The organism is Streptomyces sp. 4N124 (genome assembly GCF_052245395.1).
GTDB lineage: Bacteria > Actinomycetota > Actinomycetes > Streptomycetales > Streptomycetaceae > Streptomyces.
Genome location: NZ_JBQQBS010000002.1, coordinates 223,759 through 244,275, shown reverse-complemented (window position 1 = coordinate 244,275; position 20,517 = coordinate 223,759). Strand labels below are relative to the sequence as shown.

Here is a 20,517-nt window from a genome sequence, read left to right as displayed (position 1 = left end):
CCATGCACACGGGGGGCGCCAACTCCCCTGAGACGATGGCCACTCCGTGCGGGCCATTCAGGCAGACGCCTACGTAACTTACGGTTACGTAGGTACGATGCCCTGCATGACTGCGTCCGCCTCCGACGCGCCCCTGGACACGCCGGCCGACGGCCACCGTCCTCACGCGCTCACACTGCCGCATCCAATTAAGCCCAAGCTTCGGGGCTGGCTGCATCTCGGCATGTTTCCGGCCGTGCTCATCTCGGGTCTGGTGCTGACCGCCCTCGCCGACTCACCGAGAGGCCGCATCGCCTGCGGCATCTACGTCCTGACGGCCTGCCTGCTGTTCGGAGTCAGCGCGCTGTACCACCGGGGCAACTGGAGCCCCCGAATGGACGGCATCCTGCGGCGGCTGGATCACGCCAACATCTTCCTGATCATCGCCGGCACCTACACCCCGCTGACGATGCTCCTGCTGCCCGGCGGCAAGGGGCAGGTGCTGCTGTGGGGCATCTGGGGGGCCGCGCTCGCGGGCATCCTGTTCCGGGTGTTCTGGGTCGGCGCCCCGCGCTGGCTCTACACGCCCTGCTATATCGCGATGGGCTGGGCGGCGGTCTTCTTCCTCCCGGACTTCATGCGCGCCGGCGGTATCGCCGTGCTGGTCCTGGTGATCGTGGGCGGCCTCCTCTACAGCGCGGGTGGCGTGATCTACGGCATCAAGCGCCCCAACCCGTCACCGCGGTGGTTCGGCTTCCACGAGGTCTTCCACTCCTTCACGCTGGCGGCGTTCGTGGTGCACTACGTGGGGATCTCACTGGTGGCGTACCAGCACGCATAGCCCTTCGGGGAGTTCATCGCAGTGGCCGCGGCTTCAAGCCGCGGCCATTTTTCATGCCCGCACACCGGGCGCATGGACAGCCACACATTGACAGCTGCCATCTTTTGAGAGTTACTCTCATTTCATGGCTACTGTCACCCCGGCTCCAGACCCTCGCCGCTGGTGGGCCCTCGCCGCCCTGGTCGCGAGCATGCTCACGCTCGGCTTCGACATGACGATCCTCAACGTGGCGCTGCCGACCATGGCGGCCGACCTCGGCGCCAGCACCGGCGAGCAGCAGTGGATGGCGGACGCGTACGTCGTCGTCTTCGCGGCGCTGATGCTCCCCGCCGGACTGCTCGGCGACCGGTTCGGACGGCGGCTGATGCTGATCACCGGGCTCGGCATCTTCCTCGCCGGGTCGGTCATCGGCGCCCTGGCCGGCGATGTGACCTGGGTGATCGTGGCCCGCGCGGTCATGGGCGTCGGCGCGGCACTGGTCACGCCGCTCGCGCTGTCCGTCCTGCCCGCGCTGTTCGCACCGGAGGAGCGCACCAAGGCCGTCGGCATCATGTCCGCGGCGTCCGCGCTCGGACTGCCGCTCGGGCCGATCATCGGCGGCTGGCTGCTCGACCACTTCTGGTGGGGCTCGGTCTTCCTCGTCAACGTGCCGATGGCTGCGATCGGCATCGCCGCCTGCGTCTTCCTGCTCCCGGAGACCCGGGACCCCGCCTCCCCCAAGGTCGACACGGTCTCCACCGCGCTCACCGCGGCCGGGCTCGGCGCCCTCATCTACGCGATCATCGAGGCTCCCGTGCGCGGCTGGGGCGACCCGCTGGTCCTCGGCATGTCCGGCGCGGCCCTGCTGCTCATCGCGGGTCTGGTGGTGCGCGAGCGGCGGGCGGAGCGCCCGATGCTCGACATGGCGCTGCTCGGCCACCGCGGCTTCCTCTTCAACACCCTGGCCGCCACGCTGGTGATGTTCATCCTCTCCGGCCTGCTGTTCGTGCTGCCGCCCTATCTCCAGGCCGTCCTTGGCCACGACGCCCTCGGCACCGGCGTGCGGCTGCTGCCGATGATGGGCGGTCTCCTCGTCGCCACCCGGGCCGCCCAGCCGGTGATCGCCCGGTTCGGGGCGCGGGCGGTGGTGAGCGCGGGCCTGGTGGTGCTGGCCTTCGCCGCGCTGCTGGGCAGTCGTACGACGGTGGACTCCGGCTACGGCTTCACCGCGCTGTGGCTCTCCATCACCGGCGTCGGCTTCGGCTTCTCCGTGATCCCGGCCATGTCCGGCGCCCTCGGCACCCTCCCCCGTGACCGTGCGGGCAGCGGCTCGGGGCTGCTGATGACGCTGCGCCAGGTCGGCGCCGCGCTCGGCATCGCCCTGCTCGGCAGCCTGCTCTCGGGCGTCTTCCGCGACCGGCTCGACGTCACCGGCCTGCCCGCCCCGGCCGCCGACACCGCCGGGGAGTCCGTGGTCGCGGCGCATGTCGTCGCCGAACGGACGGGCTCGGCCGACCTCATCGCGTCCGCGAACAGCGCGTACGTCCACGGCATGGGCCTGGTCCTGCTGGTGTGCGGGATCGCCGCGCTCGTATCGGCACTGCTCGCTGCCGCGTTCCTGCCCGGCGCCCCCGAGTCGGAGAAGGAGCCCGCCCCGCCCGTGGCCGCTCCCCAGGAGGATGCCCGACAATGACCACCATGACGGCCGCACGTACCTCCACCTCCGCCGACCGCCCCCGACCGGGGCTCCGCGAGCGGAAGAAGATCAAGACCCGGATGGCGATCCGCACGGCGACGTACGAGCTGATCCAGGAGCAGGGGTACGACGCCACCACGATCGAGCAGATCGCCGACCGCGCCGAGGTCTCGCCGTCGACCGTCTTCCGCTACTTCCCGACCAAGGAGGACATCGTCCTCACGGACGAGTACGACCCGCTGATCGAGGAGGAGCTACTGCGGCGGCCCGCGGACGAGCCCTGGCTGGACTCGCTGCGGTACGCGCTGAAGACGGGCATCGTCCTCGCCATGGCCGAGGAGCCCGAGGTGACCCGGCTGCGGTCGCATCTGCTGGTCCAGGTGCCGGCCGTGCGCTCCCGGATGATCGAGAGCATGTCCATCACCGCCGAGCTGCTGCGCCGGGTCATCGCGGAGCGCACCGGCCGCGCCGCCGACGATCTGGAGGTGCGCGTCTACGCGATGTCCCTGATCGGCGGGCTGACGCAGGTCTCGCAGTACTGGGCGGAGAACGACTTCGAGGACGAACTCGAAGACCTGGTCGACCGCGCGATGGACGTCTTCGCGCACGGCCTCCCCCCGAAAAACGCCTGAGGCCACCCGCCTCCCACGTGCCATCCTGGCCAGGTGAACGGTCCCGAGATCCACGTCGAATTCGACCCCGGACTGGTCCTGTTCGTCCCGCAGGCCCGACGCCGTGGTGCCACCCCGCTGGCCACCGACGGCGTCTCCACCCTCGGCCATGTCGTCGAGTCCCTCGGCGTCCCGCTGACCGAGGTCGGCGCACTCGTCGTGGACGGCCGCGCGGTGCCGGTGTCGTACGTTCCGAAGGCCGGCGACGCGGTGCGGGTCCTGCCCGTCGAGCGCCCCCAGCAGGTCCCCGGCGCTCCCCTGCGCTTCCTCCTCGACGTCCATCTCGGCACCCTCGCCCGCCGGCTCCGCCTGCTCGGCGTGGACACGGCGTACGAGTCGACGGACATCGGCGACGGGGCGCTGGCGGCGCGCTCGGCCGCCGAGAAGCGGGTCATGCTGAGCCGTGACCGGGGTCTGCTGCGGCGCCGGGAGCTGTGGGCCGGCGCGTATGTCTACAGCACCCGCCCCGATGACCAGCTCCCCGACATCCTCGACCGGTTCCGCCCCGAGCTGCGGCCCTGGACCCGGTGCACCGCGTGCAACGGCCTGCTGAAGAAGGCCACCAAGGCCGAGGTCGCGGACCAGTTGCAGCACGGGACGCATCGGTCGTACGACGTGTTCGCCCAGTGCGAGGAGTGCGGGCGCGCCTACTGGAAGGGCGCGCACCACGAACAGCTGGAGGCCATCGTGGAGCGGGCGCTTACGCTGCGCTCGGAGCGCCGTTGATGGACGGGTTGTGGGGAACTGCGGGCCGTTTGTGGCTGGTCGCAGTTCCCCGCGCCCCTGACGGGGCGTTCAGCGCCTCGTCAGATCCTTCTTGCCGCAGGCCCACCCGTCCTTGTTCCGGTCCAGCCGGAGTGGGTCGTCCTTGCCGTTGACCTTCAGGCGGCCGTAGTCGTTCGACTTGAGCCAGGCACAACGGGCCGCCGTCGTCTTCTTCACCTCGTCCGGGAACGCGGTCGGCACGCACACGTTGATCGAGCCGTAGTGCCGGTCGCAGCCGGAGACGGTGGGGCTGACCTTCTGTGAGGTCTTCTTCTTGCCGGGCTCCTGGACCGTGCCCTCCAGGGAGTCGGCGAAGGAGTGGACGTGGGCCGAGGCGTCGGTGGCGCTCAGGGCCTGCGGGCCCTGGAGGTGCACCCACTTGGCCACGGACGGCACGCCGCCCGCGTCGACCGCGAAGAGCATGTACCAGCCGGGCGGGGCGATGTTGGGGTTGCTCGTCACGTTCAGGTCGATGTTGTTGCCGTCCACCGACAGCGGCAGGTCCACGAACCGCTGGTTCGGGTCGGAGGAGTGGGTCACCGCGGCCGGGCGGATCAGCTCGGCCTTGGCGATGGGACGGTCGACGGTGATCCGCTGTGTGTCGCCGTAGTTCCACTCGGTGTCGATCACCGACGTGATCGACGGACGCGTGCCCTTGAGGAGATAGGGCGGGGTGTAGATCGACACGTTGTGGTTCCAGGTGCCGTTGCCCGGGTTGTCGCCGGTCGACATCACCCGGCCGTCGGGCAGCAGGAACGAGGACGAGTGGTAGCCGCGCGCCTGCGGGTCGGCGGCCACCGGGTCGAAGGTGTTCGACGCCGGGTCGTAGATCGACGACTCGAAGACCGGGTCGGCCCGGTTGTGCAGCGCGCCGCCGGTCTCCAGCACCTTGCCGTCGGGCAGGAGTACGGCGGAGACGTACATCTTGCCCTGGTTGCCGGTCTGCGCCACCTTGCCGTTGCCGAGGTCGACCGTGCCCTGCGGGATCGGCGGACCTGCCACGTAGGCCGGGTTGGCGGTCTTGAGGTCGATGACGTCGGTCAGCCGGTTGGCGTCCGGGTTGGAGTCGATGTTGCCGCCGCCGAGGGTGAGGACCTTCTGGTCCTGCGCCGGGGGCAGCAGCACGCTCGCCGACTGGTCGCGCTCGTCCTTCTTCTGCAGGCCCGGCGTCTGCGTGATCGTGTTGGCGTTGTAGTCGTAGATCGCCGATCCGGTGCCCGGGATGTTGTTGCCGAAGGTGTGGCTGCCCGAGTAGAAGAGGCGGCCGTCCTGCATCAGGATCATCGACGGGTACAGACCCCAGTACGACCAGGTCTGGTTGACCTTCCACGTCGGCAGCCACTGCTGCTCGGCGTCCGACCACAGTTCGGCGGTCACCGAGCCGGTCGAGTCCTCTTTCAGTCCGCCGAAGGAGATGACGTCACCGTTGCCGAGGGCGGTCGCCGACGGGTACCAGTGGCCGTCGTTCATGTCGTTGGTCTTGCTGTACGTCTCGCTGACCGGGTCGAAGATGTACGAGTCCTTGTAGCCCTGGTAGCCGATCGTGCCGTCCGCCGTCGGATAGCCCTTGTTGCCGCTCATCACCAGCACGCGCCCGTCCTGGAGCTGCACGTGCCCGGCGCAGAACATGTCCTTCGGCGTGGGGATGACCTTGTAGGTGCCGGTGGCCGGGTTGTAGACCGCCGACGTGAAGGTGCCCGCCTTGAACTGCTCCTCGCTGTTGCCGGAGCCCGCGATCAGCAGCACCTTGCCGTTGTTGAGGACGACGGAGTGCATGGAGCGCACCGGGTTCTTCGTGGGCAGCACGTCCCACCTGCCGTTGGCGCACTCCGCGGGCGTGCCCGTGCACACCGGCTGGGATACCGGGTCGGCGACCTGGTCCATCGTGTAGTCGTCGGTGGTGGCCGAGCCGGTGCCGTAGACGGAGACGCCCCAGGAGATGCGGTCGGTGCCGGCCGGGACCGCGGGGGTGCGGACCGACGCCTGGGTCCAGGCGCCCGCCAGCTCCAGCGTCTTGAGGTCGGTCCAGTACTGCCAGCCCGCCGTGGTGTCGTGCCGGAAGAGGGTGAGGGACGTGTCCGGGGTGGTCGACTTGTACCAGAGCCCCAGGTCGTACTGCTTGCCCACCGTCACGACCGGCGCGCACGCCGTCGACTCGGTGACCAGGGCCTTGCGGTCGCCGGAGACCCGGCGGGTCAGCTCGACCTTCATGGCCTTGGTGCCGGAGTGGGCGTCGGCCGTCGTGGTGAAGCTGAAGTCGTTGTCGCCCCAGCCCGACTTCGCCCAGCAGTACGGCATGCCGTCGGTGCCGGCGGTCTCGAAGCCGGGGTTCTTGATGAGGTTGGCGGCGGAGGCGGGTTGGGGTGTGCTGAGCAACAGGCCTGCGGTGAGGCCCATGACGGCCAACAGAGCCGGTCTCCGTCGGGATCTCATGCGGCTGTATCTCATGCGGTACTCCTTACTGTGCGGCTCCTGCGAGGCAGATAGACCAGCGCTTCGGTCCCGACGAAGCGCAGGACGAAGGTGATGACCAGGGCCAGCGCCGTGGCGGGCAGCACCGACAGTCCGAACTGCCCCACGAACAGGGCGATCAGCGGGATGCGGAGCACCAGGTCGGCGTTGGCGAGCAGCCCGAACCGTACGGTGCGGTCGGCCCAGTGGCGGTGCCCGCGCCGGTCGCGGAACAGCAGCTTCTCGATGAGCAGGAAGTTCCAGGCCACGCCGAACTGGTTGGCGACGATCTCCGCGGGCAGATAGTGCATCCCCGCTCCGGTCAACGCCCACAGCGCGACCAGGTTCGGCACGAAGCCCGTCAGTCCGATCAGCCCGAACACGACCATGCGGGCCAGCGGATCGGCCGTACGCAGCCCGGCGAGGTGCCGCAGAAAGCGCCGCCCCTCCGTTGCCGTGGACTTGGACTGACCGGCGAAGCGCTCCTGGAACACGAACGGCACCTCGGTGACCGTGCGCGGACGGCTCCGGACCGCCAGCTCCAGCAGGATCTTGTAGCCGAGCGGCTTCAGCGTGCCGTCGGTGATGTGGCTGCGGCGGATGGCGAAGAAGCCGCTCATCGGGTCGCTGATGCCGTGCAGCTTGCGCGGGAAGAGGGACTTGGTCAGCCAGGTCGCCGCCCGCGACACTGCCACGCGGTAGCTGCCCGCCAGTCCTGCTCTGCTGCCGCCCTTGATGTACCGGGAGGCGACGACGAGACCGGCGTTCGACCGCTCGCCGGTGGCCACCAAGTCCGGTACCAGGGACGGCGGATGCTGGCAGTCGCCGTCCATCACGACGATCCAGTCCGACGTGGCGGCCCTCATCCCCTCGACGACCGCGCCCCCGAGCCCGCCGACTGGCTCGTCGCGGTGCAGTACGGCCACCGGGAACGGGCAGTCCCGCGCGGCCTCCCTGATCACCTGGGGGGTGTCGTCGGTGGAGTCGTCCACGAAGAGGACTTCGCAGGGCAGCCGGGACGGCACCGACTCGGTGATCAGGTGCAGCAACTCCCGTATGTTCTGGGACTCGTTGAAGGTCGGTACGACGATGGTGACGGCGCCGGGCTCAGGGACCTCGGAGGCCTCCAGGTCCGGCACGGGCACCGGTGTGGTGTATTCCTGGCTCATCGGACGCCCCCCGCCGACTGGATCTGCCGGATCTCGATGCGGTCCTCGCCCTTGCCGAAGACGGCGACCGGAGTCGAGTGCTCGATGGCCGCCTTGACGTTGGGCAGGTCGACCGCGTCACGCCGCACCGTCGGCGAGGCGACCACGTAGTCGAGGTCCCGCCAGCCGCGCGGCATCGTCTTCGTCACCGCCGGGTCGAGGTCGGCCTTGTAGAACCAGATGACGCCGAGCCCGGGCTCGTACCCGGAGTGCACCAGGTCCAGCCAGAGCGCGTCGTCGACGAGTACCCGGGTGTCCTCCGGGTCCGCCACCTCACTGCTGAGCCACTGCGAGGCGGCCCGGTAGGGCGCGTTGGCGTCGGCGGTGACGGCGGTGCGGTCACCCTCGTACCAGCGCGGTACGACGTACGCGCCGGCGGCGAGCGCGAGGACGACGGCGAGTGTGTACCGGCCCCTGGTCAGATAGCGCTGTTCGTCCGGCAGTCGCCATCTGCGGAGGACGGCGTGGGCGACGGAGGCGGTGCCTCCGGCGAGGACCAGGGCGAGGAAGGGCAGCGCCTGGATGACGTACATCGCGGGCAGATAGCCGTTGGGGCGCAGGGCGAGCAGGGCGAGGATCGCCACGGTGAGCGCCGGTCCGGCGAGGGCGCGGGCGGTGACCGACCAGCGCCAGGTGGCCAGCAGGAGCAGGGCGCCCGCGAGGCCGCCGAGGGGCAGGACGCGGTCGTAGTAGAGCCAGGACTGCAGGACGCCGTACGATCCGGTGCCCCGGTCCAGGATGAAGCCCGAACCCGGCCTGGTCATCTGGTACTTGATGCCGTCCCAGAGAGAGACATGGCCGCTGCCCGGCAGCAGCTCGCCCTTGAGGAGCGCGAAGAGCGGATACGCGAAGCCGATCAGGGCGCAGGCCGTGATGGCTCCGGTGAGGGCGAACTTGCGGGTGTCGCGGTGGCTGTGCCGCCACATCGTCACGAACAGGGCGGGCAGGATGACGAGCATCGTCTCCTTGGTGAGCACGGCCGTGGCGGCGGCGATGCCCGCGCCGAAGTGGTGCCAGAGGTGACGGCTCGGGGAGGCGGCGAGGCAGAACGCCAGCAGCGTCCACATCACCGCGAGGTTGTCGAGGAAGATCTCCCGCTGGAGGACGACGGACAGCGGCGAGAGCCCGAAGAGGACCATGCCGAGCCCGGCGGCCCAGCGCGGCAGGGAGAGGCGGCGGCCGAGTACGTACACGAGGACCGCGCTGATGCCGCTGATCACCAGCATCATCACGCGCATCGAGCCGACCGTCATCGACTCGGGGCTGAGGGCGGCCGGTATCCAGGTGAGCAGGGCCATCTGGATCCAGCCGAGCGGCGGGTGGTCGTACCAGTACGTGTAGTGGGCGAGGCCCTCGCCCTGCTGGACCGCCCAGGCCTGGGCGAGATAGGTGCCCTCGTCGTCGCTGAGCGTCGGGTAGGCGGCGATGTTCCAGCCCTGGACGACGAGGATCGCCACCAGGAGCACACCGCACAGAAGGAGGTCGGGGCGGGAGGAACGCAGCCTCTTCGGCGGCGTCGTTCGACCGGTCGAACCGGCTACAGGCGCAGGCTGCCGCTGCGCGGGGACCGTAACGCTGGTCACCGCGGGAAGAGTGGAGGTCACGCAGGAACGTCCTCTCGGATCACTTCGGTGAGATGCGCGCCGACATGAGTCGTCAGCTCCCAGTCGTTCCGGCCGCGCTGCTCACGCCATACGGCGCGGACGGCGGCCCCGGCGAGGAGGACCTGGTAGAAGGGGCCGCCCACGACGAGCTTGACGTAGTGGACGAAGCGGACGCGTAGCCCGTACTGCTTGCCGAAGTCGTGCAGTCCGACGACCTCGAAGACGAAGGTGACGATCGCCGTCACGGCCGGCAGGAAGGTGATGAACGCGATGGCGACCGGGACATCGAGGAAGATCGCGATCGCCACGTTCAGCGGGATGATGACGCCGGTGAAGGCCTGCATGAACGGCGTCATCAGGGTGTAGCGGGCGAGCAACCGCTGCCCGAAGCCCGGGAGTTGCTTCCAGTCCTTCTTCCGGTACACCTGGAGGAAGCCCTGGTTCCAGCGGGTGCGCTGCTTCAGCAGCGACACGAGACTGCCGGGTGTCTCCTCCTTGGTCACCATGTCGGAGTCGTAGGCGACGACGACCTTCTTGCCGACGCTGGACAGCCGTACGCCCAGGTCGCAGTCCTCGGCGAGGCAGTCGGGATCCCAGCCGTCGGCCTCCCGCAGGACCTCCGTCCGTACGAAGACGGTGTTGCCGCCGAGCGGGATGAAACCTTTCTGCGCATGCAGATGCAGCCGGGAGCGGAACCAGAAGAAGTACTCCAGGCAGTTGCGCAGGCTGTACCAGCTGGAGTGGAAGTTGATGAGCTGGACGCCCCCCTGGACGACGTCCGCCCCGGTCGTCCGGAAGGCGTGGTCCACATGGGCGAGCAACTCCGGATGGACCTGGTCCTCCGCGTCGAAGACCCCGACGATGTCGCCGCGGCAGTGCGGCAGCGCCGTGTTCATGGCCTTCGGCTTGTTCTTCTTCTCATGGGTGTCGACGACCACGCGGACCCGCGGATCGCGCGCCTCCGCCGTCCGGGCCACCTCGGTGGTCTCCGGGTCGTCGTGCCCGACGATGACGATGATCTCGAAGTCGGTGTGCGTGGACTCCAGCAGCCGCTGGATGGTGTGGTCCAGCACGGCCTGTTCATGGCGTGCCGGCAGCAGCAGCGAGAACGAGCGGTGCTCGCCACCGTCCGGACTGCTGAATCGGGTGGAGGCGAGCACTTCGGGCGTACGCCACGCGTGCATTTGCCACCACAAGGTGAAGGCCGCCATCCAGAACAAGGCCAGTGAAACGGCAGCGATGAAGACAGACGTCAGCAACAGATCCCCCCAGATCCCCAAACCCCCTCGCGACGGTGACCCATCACCGTCGCGACACTGTGGGGAGATTAGGGGGAAAGTGTGAAGCGTGGGAGCAGTTCCGTTAAATACTTTGTTTCAGAACGGGGCGCTACTTGCCGGACACATCCCAACACATGCGCAATTTTGGCACGTCGAATTCCGGCCTCACCGCTGCGTTTCAGCCGTTCAGCGTGGTGCGCAGCCGCTCCGCGTCGGTCGTCGGGGCGTCACACGTGAAGTTACGGCAGACGTACGCCGCCGGTTCACCTTGAACGAGCGGCCGGCCGGCGAGCAGCGGAAGCTCATCGCTCTCCGGAGTCCCCACGGCGACGACCGCGCCCGGGGCGGTGCCCAGAAGTGCCGTACGATGCAGGGCTTTTGTCGCTTTGTCGTCGAGGGACGGCCCCACGATCGCGACCTCCTTCGGCCCGTCGAGCAGCGCCTCGGCGACGGCGAGCCCCCACCCGATGAACCGCGGCACCCGCGGCCCCAGCGCCTTGACGACCCCCGACGCCCGCTCGGCGGCCGTGCGATGGGGCTCGGCACCCGTCTGCGCGGCATAGCTCAGCAGGGCACCGGCGGCGGCGGTCCAGCCGGAGGGAGCGGCGTTGTCGGTCGGATCCTGCGGACGGCGGATCAGCTGCTCGGCGTCGGAGGCGGTGTCGTAGAGCGCGCCGGACTCCTCGTCGACGAACCGGGCGAGGACATGATCGAGCAGGAATCCGGCGAACTCCAGCCACACCCCCTCCCCCGTGACGGACGCGAGCGCGAGGAACCCCTCGGCCACGTCCGCATAGTCCTCCAGCACCCCCGCGTTCGCCCCGACCTGCCCGTCCTTGCTGGTACGGGCGATCTGCGCGTGGTCGTCCAGATGCAGCCGTACGAGGAGATCGGCGGCGCCGACCGCTGCCTCGACCAGATCGGGGCGGTCGAAGTAGGCGCCGGTCTCGGCGAGCGCGGCGATCGCGAGCCCGTTCCAGGCGGCGACCACCTTGTCGTCGCGGCCGGGGGCGGGGCGGGCGGCACGGGCGGCAAGGAGCCGCCGCTTGATGGACTCCACCTTCTCCGCGTCGAACACGCCCTCGCGCTGCGGGAGTTGAAGCACCGAAGCGCCCTCCTCGAAGGTGCCCTCCTCGGTCACACCGAAGTAGTCGGCGGCGAGTTCGGCGTCGTCACCGAGGACGTCACGCAGCTGCTCCGGCGTCCAGACGTAGTAGGCCCCCTCGACATGCTTGCCGCTCCCGTCGTCGCTGTCGGCGTCGAGCGCGGAGGCGAACCCGCCTTCATTGGTACGGAGTTCGCGCACCATGAAGTCGGCGGTTTCGAGGGCGACGCGCCGGGCCAGCGCGGAGCCGGTGGTGCGCCAGAGGTGGGCGTAGACGCGGCAGAGCAGGGCGTTGTCGTACAGCATCTTCTCGAAGTGGGGCACGACCCACTCGCGGTCGACGGAGTACCGGGCGAACCCGCCGCCGAGCTGGTCGTAGATGCCGCCTCGCGCCATCCGCTCGCACGTGTCGGCGGCCATCTGCAGCGCGCCCTCCGACCCGGTGCGGACCGCATGCCGCAGCAGGAACTCGATCACCATGGACGGCGGAAACTTCGGAGCGCCGCCGAACCCGCCGCGCTGTGCGTCGTACTCACGGGTGAGTCCGAGGAGAGCCCGCGCGAGCTCTTCCTCACCCGGCGCCTCAGGGCCGCCGTAGGAGATCTCCCGCCCGGCGAGATCCCGCACGATCTTCCCCGCGACCTCGGCCACTTCCTCCCGCCGGTCCGTCCACGCGCTGCGCACGCCCTCCAGCACCTGCCGGAACGACGGCATCCCGTGCCGCGGCGCCGGCGGGAAGTAGGTCCCGAAGTAGAAGGGCTCGGCATCCGGCGTGAGAAACACGGTCATGGGCCAGCCGCCCTGACCGGTGGCCGCCTGGACGGCCTCCATGTAGACCGCGTCCACGTCGGGGCGTTCCTCGCGGTCGACCTTGATGTTGACGAAGTGGGTGTTGAGGTAGTCGGCGGTTTCCTGGTCCTCGAAGGACTCGTGCGCCATGACATGGCACCAGTGACAGCTGCTGTAGCCGACGCTCAACAGGACCGGTTTGCCGCTCTTCCTGGCCTCGTCGAAGGCCCCGGCCGACCAGGGCCACCAGTCGACGGGGTTCTCGGCGTGCTGGAGGAGATAGGGGGACGTCTCTTGGGCCAGTCGGTTCGGCATGGGGTCCATCCTGCCGCAGTACCCGGGGAACGCCGGACAGCACACAACCTGAGCTTGATCCCCCGGGCCCCCTCCCCTTGGAGCCCGGTCCGCAGCACACTTGACCAAGAACCATTGCCGCCGGAGGGGGACATGACATGCGGGACAGCCACCGGGCGGATGCCGAGCGGCTGTTGGCCCGGGCCGTGGAGGAAGAGGTACGGCGTTCGGGCGGCCGTACCGACGGTCAGGTGCTGTTGTCGCGGGCGCGCGGGGAACTGGACGCCATGGCGCAGAAGGCCGCCGAGGAGTACGAGGCCTACACGCGTGCGCTGGACGAGGCCGAGGCCGGGCAGATCGGGTTCGGGAAGCGGTATGCGCGGGAGGGCGGCGGTACGCCACTGATGGTGGCCGGGGTCGCCGCGGTCGCCGCCGCGGTGGCCGACCTGGCGCTCGGCACGGACGCGGGGACGGCGGTGGGCGCGGGTGTGGCCGTCGGTGTCGTCGGCGCGGCGGCCACCGTCGTGAAGGTCGCCGGGTCGCATCTGCCTGCCGCGCATCGTCGCGCGGGTGAGGCCGGTCAGCCGGGCGGGCCCGAACAGCTGCGGCTGCAGTGGCTGACGGCGCTGGAGGTGCGCGGTATCCGTCCGTGGCTCGATCAGCAGCGGGTGATCACCGCGTCCACGGGACCGAAGAAGAAGGGGCCGCAGCTGCGCGGCACGGACAAGAGCGCGGCGGCACGTGGGCGGAGTGTGCTGGAGCAGTCCTTCGGGCAACTGCCGGAGCCGGACGGTCCGTTCGCGGGCCGGCGGGCCGAGATGGCGCGTATCCGGCAGTGGGTGCAGGCGGCCCGCGCGAGTACGCAGACCCGGCCGACCGTGGTCGTGCTGCACGGGGCGCCCGGCAGCGGCCGCAGCGCACTCGCGATCCGCGCGGCGCACGACCTGAAGGACCAGTTCCGCGGGGCGTGCGTGGTGGATCTGCGGGGCGACAGCCCGGAGGAGTCGCCGCTGTCCACCCGGGACGCCCTGCTGCATCTGCTGAATCGTCTCGGCGCTCCGCGCGAGCAGTTGCTGTTCCGCGAGCGCTCCTCCCCCGACCAGCACCTCAAGCGGCTGACCGAGCTGTACCACCAGCATCTGACGGGCCTGCCCGTCACCGTCGTACTCGATGACGCCTCGGACCCGGAGCAGGTCCGCACGCTGGTCCCGGAGCGCTCCGACAGCCTGGTCCTGGTCACCGCCCGCACATCCCTCGACCTGCCCGCGGACCTGCCGGCCTGGGTGCATCAGCTGCCGGTGGAGGCACTGGGCGCGGCGGGCGCGGAGGAGTTGCTGGGCGCGACGGCGCAGGACGCCTCGGGTCCGTACGACGCCGAATCCGCCGACCAGGTACGGGAGTTGTGCGGCGGGCTGCCGCTCGCGCTGCGGATCGCGGGCTCCTCGCTCGGCCCGCGCTCACCGCGCCGGCTGGCGGCGGACCTGGGGGCGTACGGCCCGGTGGAACCGGTCGAGCGCGTGCTGTGGCTGCGCTACACCGACCAGCCCGAGGCGGCGCGCCGACTGCTGCGCCGGCTCGCGCTGGCGGGCCGGGCCTCGCTGGGCGCGGCGGCGGCCGCGGCGCTGCTGGCCACGGACGAGGCGGAGGCGACCCGGCACCTGGTCACGCTCTCCGACGCGGGCCTGATCGACCATGTACGCGGCAACCGCTACCGCCTGCACGACCTGGTCCGCGCCTTCGCCCAGGCCCGGCTCCTCGACGAGGAGGAACCCGCCGAGCGTACGGCGGCGCAGGAACGGCTGATCGTGAACTACGCCGACCTCGCCGACTCCGTACTGCGCCTGGTCGACGGCAACATGTCGACCCGCTCGGACCGCTTCAGCCCGCACGGTTTCACCTCCCTCGACGACGCGCTGCGCTGGCTGGACGACGAGTCGAGCTTCATCACGGCGGCGCTTCGGCACGCGGAAGGCGTCAACCAGGCGGCGGTGCTCAATCTGCTGGGCGCGCTCTGCGACTACTGCCTGCTGCGCGGCGACCTCTACCGCCTGGGCGAGATCAGCGAGCTGGCGCAGGCCGTCGACCAGGGCCTGCTGGTCCGCTCGGTGCAGTGGCGTACGGGCATCGCGGCCCGTCAGCTGGGCGAACTGGACAAGGCGCGCACCACCCTCACCTCGGTGGTCGACCTGTACATGGAGGCGCATCACGACGCGGGCGCGGCCCGCGCCCTGTGCTCCCTCGGCATCACCCTTCACCACCAGGGCAACCTGATCGAGGCCTCGGCGAAGCTCCAGGAGGCCCTGGAGCTCCAGGCGTCTCCCGAGCTGGCGACGGACCGGGCCTGGACGATGCACGCGCTGGCGGCGGTGGAACGGGACCGGGCCCATCTGTCCCAGGCCCTGGAGCTGCTGAACGAGTCCCTCGTCCTGCACCGCGCCGGCGAGTCGGTGCACGGCGAGGCGTGGGCCCACTTCCAGCTCGGCCAGCTGGCGCTGCGCATGGGCGACGTACCGCGCGCGGAGTCGGAACTCTCCACGGCCCTCGATCTCTACGGCCGCACCCGCGACGCCCGCGGCGAGGCCTGGGCCCTGACCCAGCTGGCCCGCGCCCGCCTCGTCGCCGGCGACCCGTCACAGGCGGTGGACCGCCTCCGCCAGGCGGCCGCCCGGCACCGCGACAACGAGGACGCCCGGGGCGAGGCCTGGTCGGTGTACTACCTCGGCCAGGCCCTGGAGGAGACCGGCAACCTGGACCTCGCGGTCCGCGAACTGGAGCGCTCCCGGACCATGTTCTCCCGGATGCGGGACGTGTACGGGCTCGCCTGCGCCCGGCACCACTCGGCGCGGGCCACCCGGGATCAACGGGCCGCGCAGACGGGGTCGCTCAGGAACTCGGGGTTCGCCCGTCAGCTGCTGGTGGACGCCCGCGCCGACTTCCAGCGCATCGGGGTCGCACACGGGGAGGCGTGGACCTGCCTGGAGCTGGCGGTGGTGGACGCGGGCAACACCCGTACCCAGCAGGCGCTGGCGTTGTGCGACGAGGCGGTCGGCCTGTTCACCTCGTACGGCGACCGCCGCGGCGAGGACTGGGCCCGCTTCCTGCGCTGCACGCTCCTGCCGTACGCCGCCCCGGGCGGGGTGGAGGTCGGGACGGCGGTGGCTCAGGAGGAGCTGGCACAGCTGTCCCACTCGGGTCACACAGCCCGGGACGAGAAGCTGGACGACTACGTCGAGGCGTATGCGCTGCTACTGGAGCGCGGCGTGAACCTCGAGGCCGGCTGGCAGGCCTGGCGGCTGGGGATGGTGCCGGGGAGGCATGCGCGGGAGGTGATGGGGGTGGCTGTGGCAACGCCCCGATAGGGGCGCGCCACGTCAGCCCCGCTGCTTGGCCTTGGGGTCGGCCGAGGAGGTCTCCGGCGTCTCCGTCTCCTCGGCCTCCTTGAAGTCGACCCTGCCCATGTGGCGGTTCATCGACTTCATCAGACCCCACACGGCCAGAGCCATCACCGCGAAGACGATGAACCCGAGGACGCCGGGGGTCACCTTGTCCTCGTCCACCTCCTTCGCGAGGGTGGCGAGCTGTGTCATTGCCAGGCTTGCGCTTGCGCTCATGTCAGGCATTGTCGCGGATGCCCGCGAAGAGGTCGTCCTCGGGGAGGGAGGTATCGACGAGGGACTTCGCGAGCTCGTACTCCTCCGTCGGCCAGACCTCCTTCTGGAGCTCCAGCGGCACCTTGAACCAGCCGCCGTCGGGGTCGATCTGCGTGGCGTGCGCGATCAGGGCCTTGTCGCGGATCTCATAGAAGTCACCGCACGGAACGTGCGTGGTGAGCGTGCGCTGCTTCATGCCATGCTCGTCCCAGCGCTTGAGCCAGTCGCCGTAGGGCGACTCCATGCCGCGGTCGAGCATGGCCTGGTGCAGCGCCTCGGTGCGGGGACGGTTGAAGCCCTGGTTGTAGTAGAGCTTCTGCGGCTGGTACGCCGGGCCGAACTCCTGCTCCGGGTACTTCTCGGCGTCCCCCGCGCCCTCGAACGCCACCATCGAGATCTTGTGGGTCATGATGTGGTCGGGGTGCGGGTAGCCGCCGTTCTCGTCGTACGTCGTGATGACCTGCGGACGGAACGAGCGGATCTGCTTCACCAGCTCACCGGCCGCCTTGTCGACGTCCTCCAGGGCGAAGCAGCCCTCGGGAAGGGGCGGCAGCGGGTCGCCCTCGGGCAGGCCGGAGTCGACGAAGCCGAGCCACTCCTGCTTCACGCCGAGAATCTCCCGGGCCTCGTCCATCTCCTTCTTGCGTACCTCGTGGATGTGCTCCTCGATGTACTTGTCCCCCTGGAGCTTCGGATTGAGGATGGAGCCGCGCTCCCCGCCCGTGCAGGTCACCACCAGCACGTCCACCCCCTCGGACACGTACTTCGCCATCGTGGCCGCACCCTTGCTCGACTCGTCGTCGGGGTGGGCGTGGACGGCCATCAGTCGCAGCTGGTCAGTCAAGACTCAATCCTCGTCAGTCGGCGCCCGGTGTGGGAGGGCGCGATCGGCGGCTTCTATAGTGACCGACGTTGGGGGCGAAAAATTCCGGCGCTCCGGTCCCGGAGCCCCTCGCGGGACTTTTGTCCCGTCCCCTGCCGAGAGGACGATCATGAGTACGGCGAGCACGCGGCTGCCCGAGGGCCGTTACGGCCGCTCCTCGGACGAGCGTGCCGACGGCAGGCTCAGGGTCGCCGCCATCGTGCTCGGGGTGGCGCTGGTCGCCCTGATCGGGTATTTCGCCTACTACTACGTCGGCCAGAACAAGATCAGTGCTGAAGTGATCGAGTTCGAGCAGTCGAAGAACTCGGTGCAGGTGCATCTGGAGGTCCGTAAGGACGCCGGTGCCAGCGGCTACTGCACGGTGCGCTCCCAGGCGGAGAACGGCGCCGAGGTCGGCCGGGCGGACTTCCACTTCGACGGGGACGCCACACGCATCGACAAGGTCGTCACGCTCCGTACCACCTCGCCGGGCACCACGGCGGAGCTGCTGGGCTGCCACGCCGACTGACATCAGCCGGAATACGTACTGGCTGACCTGCGTTGACGTGATTCTGATGGCTTATGTCCTCCCCCTTCCGCCGCTGAATTGTTAGGCTCGTGGTTTCGCCCATCCGTGAAGGAACATTCTTCTGGGTAGGGCGATGCTTTGTATTCCCAGTACCGACGAGGAGCACCTGTGACCCAGACCAGCGAGAACGTCACCTGGCTGACCCAGGAGGCGTACAACCAGCTCAAGGCAGAGCTGGAGTACCTGTCTGGTCCTGCGCGCACGGAGATCGCCGCCAAGATCGCCGCCGCGCGCGAGGAGGGCGACCTGCGTGAGAACGGCGGGTACCACGCGGCCAAGGAGGAGCAGGGCAAGCAGGAGCTCCGTGTGCGCCAGCTGACCCAGCTCCTGGAGAACGCCAAGGTCGGCGAGGCACCGACCTCGGCGGACGGTGCGGTGGCGCCCGGCATGGTCGTCACGATCGCCTTCGACGGCGACCAAGACGACACGATGACCTTCCTGCTTGCCTCGCGCGAGTACGCCAGCTCCGACATCGAGACGTACTCCCCGCAGTCCCCGCTGGGTTCCGGCGTGATCGGCCACAAGGTCGGCGAGGACGCGGAGTACGAGCTGCCGAACGGCAAGAAGGCCTCCGTGACGATCCTCAAGGCCGAGCCGTACAGCGGCTGACCCGGCCGGATCGCCCCCCCTCAGGACCGGATTTTCGACGAGCCCCCGGCTGCCCTGCGGCGCCGGGGGCCTCGTCTTGAAGCCGTGGGCCTCCTCGTCAGGCCGTGGCCGAGCGGTACTTGCGCACCGACAGCGTCCGGAAGAGGACGATGATCAGGACCGAGTAGATCAGCGACGCCCACACCGGGTGCTGCATGGGCCAGGCGTCCGAGGTGGAGACCCCGGGGTTGCCGAAGAGCACTCGGCAGGCCTGGACCGTGGCGCTGAAGGGGTTCCAGTCGGCCACGTGCTGCAGCCAGGGCGTCAGCCTGCTGGAGTCCACGAACGCGTTCGAGATGAACGTGACCGGGAAGAGCCAGATCAGTCCGCCGGAGGTGGCCGCCTCGGGCGTGCTCACGGAGAGGCCGATCAAGGCGCCGATCCAGGTGAACGCGTAGCCGAGCAGGAGCAGCAGCCCGAAGGCCCCGAGCACCTCGCCGATGTTGGTGTGCGTGCGCCAGCCGACCAGCAGGGCGACGATCGCGAGCACGAGCAGCGTGAGCGCCGTCTGCACCAGGTCGGCGAAGGTCCGCCCGGTCAGCACCGCGCCCCGCGCCATGGGCAGGGAGCGGAAGCGGTCGATGAGCCCCTTGTGCATGTCGTCGGCGATGCCCGCCCCCGCGCCCGCGGTGGCGAACGTGACGGTCTGGGCGAAGATGCCGGCCATCAGGAACTCGCGGTAGACACCGGAGTCCGTGGTGCCGCCGATGTTCATGGAGCCGCCGAACACATAGCTGAACATGACCACGAACATGATCGGCTGAATGAGCCCGAAGATCACCATCTCGGGGATCCGGGACATCCGGATCAGATTGCGTTTGCCGACGACCAGCGAGTCCCGGATGGACTGGCCGATGGGGTGGGTGGGCGCCGCGACGGGCGCGGCGTCGGTGACGGCGCTCACTTGGCTGTCTCCTTCTTCTGCCGGCGGTCCTTGGGGCCGGCCGCCGTGCCGTCTTCTTCGTCCTTGACCTCTGCCACATGGCCGGTGAGGGACAGGAACACGTCGTCGAGGGTGGGCCGGCGCAGGCCGATGTCGTCGATCTCGACACCGCGGACGTCCAGTTCGCGGATGATCTCGGCGAGGAGCTTGGCGCCGCCGGTGACGGGCACGGTGAGCTGGCGGGTGTGCTCCTCGACGGTGGTCTCGCCCTTGCCGAAGCCGGTGAGCACCTCGACGGCGGTCGCGATGTCGTCGCGCTCGTGCACCACGACCTCGACGCGCTCGCCGCCGGTGCGGGCCTTGAGCTGGTCGGAGGTGCCGCGGGCGATGACACGGCCGTGGTCGACCACCGCGATCTCGTGCGCGAGGTGGTCGGCCTCCTCCAGATACTGGGTGGTCAGCAGCAGCGTCGTACCGCCGGAGACGAGCTGTTTGATGACCTCCCACAACTGCTGGCGGTTGCGCGGGTCGAGGCCGGTCGTCGGCTCGTCCATGAACATCACGGGCGGCGAGACGACCAGGGCGGCCGCGAGGTCGAGCCGGCGGCGCATGCCTCCGGAGTAGGTCTTCGCGGTCCGGTCGGCGGCGTCCGCGAGATTGAACTGCTCGAGCAGCTCGGCGGCCCGGACCTTCGCGGCCTTGGCCTTCATCTGGTAGAGCTGGCCGACCATCTGCAGGTTCTCGCGGCCGGTCAGGTATTCGTCGACCGCCGCGAACTGGCCGGACAGGCCGATCGAGCGGCGCACGGCGTCGGGGTGCTTGAGCACGTCGATGCCCGCGACGACCGCCGAACCGCTGTCGGGGCGCAGCAGCGTCGTCAGACAGCGGACGGTCGTCGTCTTGCCCGCGCCGTTCGGCCCGAGCAGGCCCAGCACCGTGCCCTCGGGGACATCGAGGTCGACGCCGTCCAGTGCCCTTACGTCACCGAAGGTCTTCACCAGGCCTTCGGCATAGATGGCGCCTGGCATGTGAGTTCTCCACGTCGTTGGGGACAGGTCAGGAAATCGTCAGTTCACGTTCTTCGGGAGGACGGGGTTTGCGCCTGTTGTTCCGCCTGTTGGATGACTGACAGGCGCCCGGCGAGTGACCCGAGACACACCATAACGCGATGTATCGCGTCTCTCAAGAGGATTGGCTCGGACGAGTGAGCGAACGCTCCGACC

The 20,517-nt window shown here is 69.6% G+C and carries 16 protein-coding genes; 7 read left to right on the top strand and 9 right to left on the bottom strand.

Features of this window, described 5'->3' with window-relative positions; genetic code table 11:
* Nucleotides 1-106 precede the first annotated feature (106 nt).
* From trhA to ACTWQO_RS03160, 4 genes are all read left to right on the top strand, one after another.
* A complete protein-coding gene (gene trhA, locus ACTWQO_RS03175; RefSeq protein WP_443235633.1) occupies nt 107-820 on the top strand; it encodes a PAQR family membrane homeostasis protein TrhA in 714 nt (237 codons plus the stop codon).
* A 124-nt stretch (nt 821-944) separates the two neighbouring features.
* On the top strand, nt 945-2,492 hold the full coding sequence (locus tag ACTWQO_RS03170) for an MFS transporter (protein WP_443235632.1): 1,548 nt from the start codon (nt 945-947) through the stop codon (nt 2,490-2,492).
* Between the two features lie 5 nt (nt 2,493-2,497).
* Nucleotides 2,498-3,127 (top strand): TetR/AcrR family transcriptional regulator, encoded by a 630-nt coding sequence (locus ACTWQO_RS03165; protein ID WP_443235631.1) that lies wholly within the window; start codon nt 2,498-2,500, stop codon nt 3,125-3,127.
* 33 nt (nt 3,128-3,160) lie between these two features.
* The gene (locus ACTWQO_RS03160) at nt 3,161-3,892 is read left to right on the top strand and encodes a Mut7-C RNAse domain-containing protein (protein WP_443235630.1); all 732 of its coding nucleotides are present in this window, start codon (nt 3,161-3,163) and stop codon (nt 3,890-3,892) included.
* A 69-nt stretch (nt 3,893-3,961) separates the two neighbouring features.
* Here the strand turns inward: ACTWQO_RS03160 and ACTWQO_RS03155 are convergent, their stop codons facing one another.
* The 5 genes from ACTWQO_RS03155 to ACTWQO_RS03135 form a co-directional block, all read right to left on the bottom strand.
* Nucleotides 3,962-6,364, bottom strand: a complete 2,403-nt coding sequence (locus ACTWQO_RS03155) for a galactose oxidase-like domain-containing protein (protein WP_443235753.1) — start codon at nt 6,362-6,364, stop codon at nt 3,962-3,964.
* 11 nt (nt 6,365-6,375) lie between these two features.
* Nucleotides 6,376-7,551, bottom strand: coding sequence for a glycosyltransferase (locus tag ACTWQO_RS03150; RefSeq protein WP_443235629.1), 1,176 nt, complete (start codon nt 7,549-7,551; stop codon nt 6,376-6,378).
* A complete protein-coding gene (locus ACTWQO_RS03145) occupies nt 7,548-9,194 on the bottom strand; it encodes an ArnT family glycosyltransferase (protein ID WP_443235628.1) in 1,647 nt (548 codons plus the stop codon). Before ACTWQO_RS03145 ends, ACTWQO_RS03150 begins: the two co-directional genes overlap by 4 nt.
* The gene (locus ACTWQO_RS03140; protein ID WP_443235627.1) at nt 9,191-10,453 is read right to left on the bottom strand and encodes a glycosyltransferase; all 1,263 of its coding nucleotides are present in this window, start codon (nt 10,451-10,453) and stop codon (nt 9,191-9,193) included. The genes ACTWQO_RS03145 and ACTWQO_RS03140 overlap by 4 nt, the downstream gene beginning before the upstream one ends.
* Nucleotides 10,454-10,652: 199 nt before the next feature.
* Nucleotides 10,653-12,683, bottom strand: coding sequence for a thioredoxin domain-containing protein (locus ACTWQO_RS03135; protein ID WP_443235626.1), 2,031 nt, complete (start codon nt 12,681-12,683; stop codon nt 10,653-10,655).
* A 137-nt stretch (nt 12,684-12,820) separates the two neighbouring features.
* Between ACTWQO_RS03135 and ACTWQO_RS03130 the strand changes: the two genes are divergently transcribed.
* Nucleotides 12,821-16,021: a tetratricopeptide repeat protein gene (locus ACTWQO_RS03130; RefSeq protein WP_443235625.1), complete on the top strand. Its 3,201-nt coding sequence runs from the start codon at nt 12,821-12,823 to the stop codon at nt 16,019-16,021.
* A gap of 12 nt (nt 16,022-16,033) precedes the next feature.
* Here the strand turns inward: ACTWQO_RS03130 and ACTWQO_RS03125 are convergent, their stop codons facing one another.
* Complete coding sequence (locus ACTWQO_RS03125; RefSeq protein ID WP_443235624.1) at nt 16,034-16,282, bottom strand: hypothetical protein; 249 nt, start codon at nt 16,280-16,282, stop codon at nt 16,034-16,036.
* Nucleotides 16,275-17,135 carry a mycothiol conjugate amidase Mca gene (gene mca, locus ACTWQO_RS03120; protein ID WP_443235752.1) on the bottom strand — a complete coding sequence of 287 codons (861 nt, stop codon included), beginning with the start codon at nt 17,133-17,135 and terminating at the stop codon, nt 16,275-16,277. Before mca ends, ACTWQO_RS03125 begins: the two co-directional genes overlap by 8 nt.
* 169 nt (nt 17,136-17,304) lie before the next feature.
* On the opposite strand from mca, the gene ACTWQO_RS03115 reads away from it, so the two are divergent.
* Nucleotides 17,305-17,703: a DUF4307 domain-containing protein gene (locus tag ACTWQO_RS03115; RefSeq protein ID WP_443235623.1), complete on the top strand. Its 399-nt coding sequence runs from the start codon at nt 17,305-17,307 to the stop codon at nt 17,701-17,703.
* A 168-nt stretch (nt 17,704-17,871) separates the two neighbouring features.
* Complete coding sequence (greA, locus tag ACTWQO_RS03110; protein ID WP_443235622.1) at nt 17,872-18,372, top strand: transcription elongation factor GreA; 501 nt, start codon at nt 17,872-17,874, stop codon at nt 18,370-18,372.
* A gap of 97 nt (nt 18,373-18,469) precedes the next feature.
* Here greA and ACTWQO_RS03105 read toward each other — a convergent pair whose 3' ends face one another.
* Both ACTWQO_RS03105 and ACTWQO_RS03100 read right to left on the bottom strand, forming a co-directional pair.
* Nucleotides 18,470-19,315, bottom strand: a complete 846-nt coding sequence (locus ACTWQO_RS03105) for an ABC transporter permease (RefSeq protein ID WP_443235621.1) — start codon at nt 19,313-19,315, stop codon at nt 18,470-18,472.
* The gene (locus ACTWQO_RS03100) at nt 19,312-20,322 is read right to left on the bottom strand and encodes an ATP-binding cassette domain-containing protein (RefSeq protein WP_443235620.1); all 1,011 of its coding nucleotides are present in this window, start codon (nt 20,320-20,322) and stop codon (nt 19,312-19,314) included. Before ACTWQO_RS03100 ends, ACTWQO_RS03105 begins: the two co-directional genes overlap by 4 nt.
* Nucleotides 20,323-20,517: the final 195 nt, after the last annotated feature.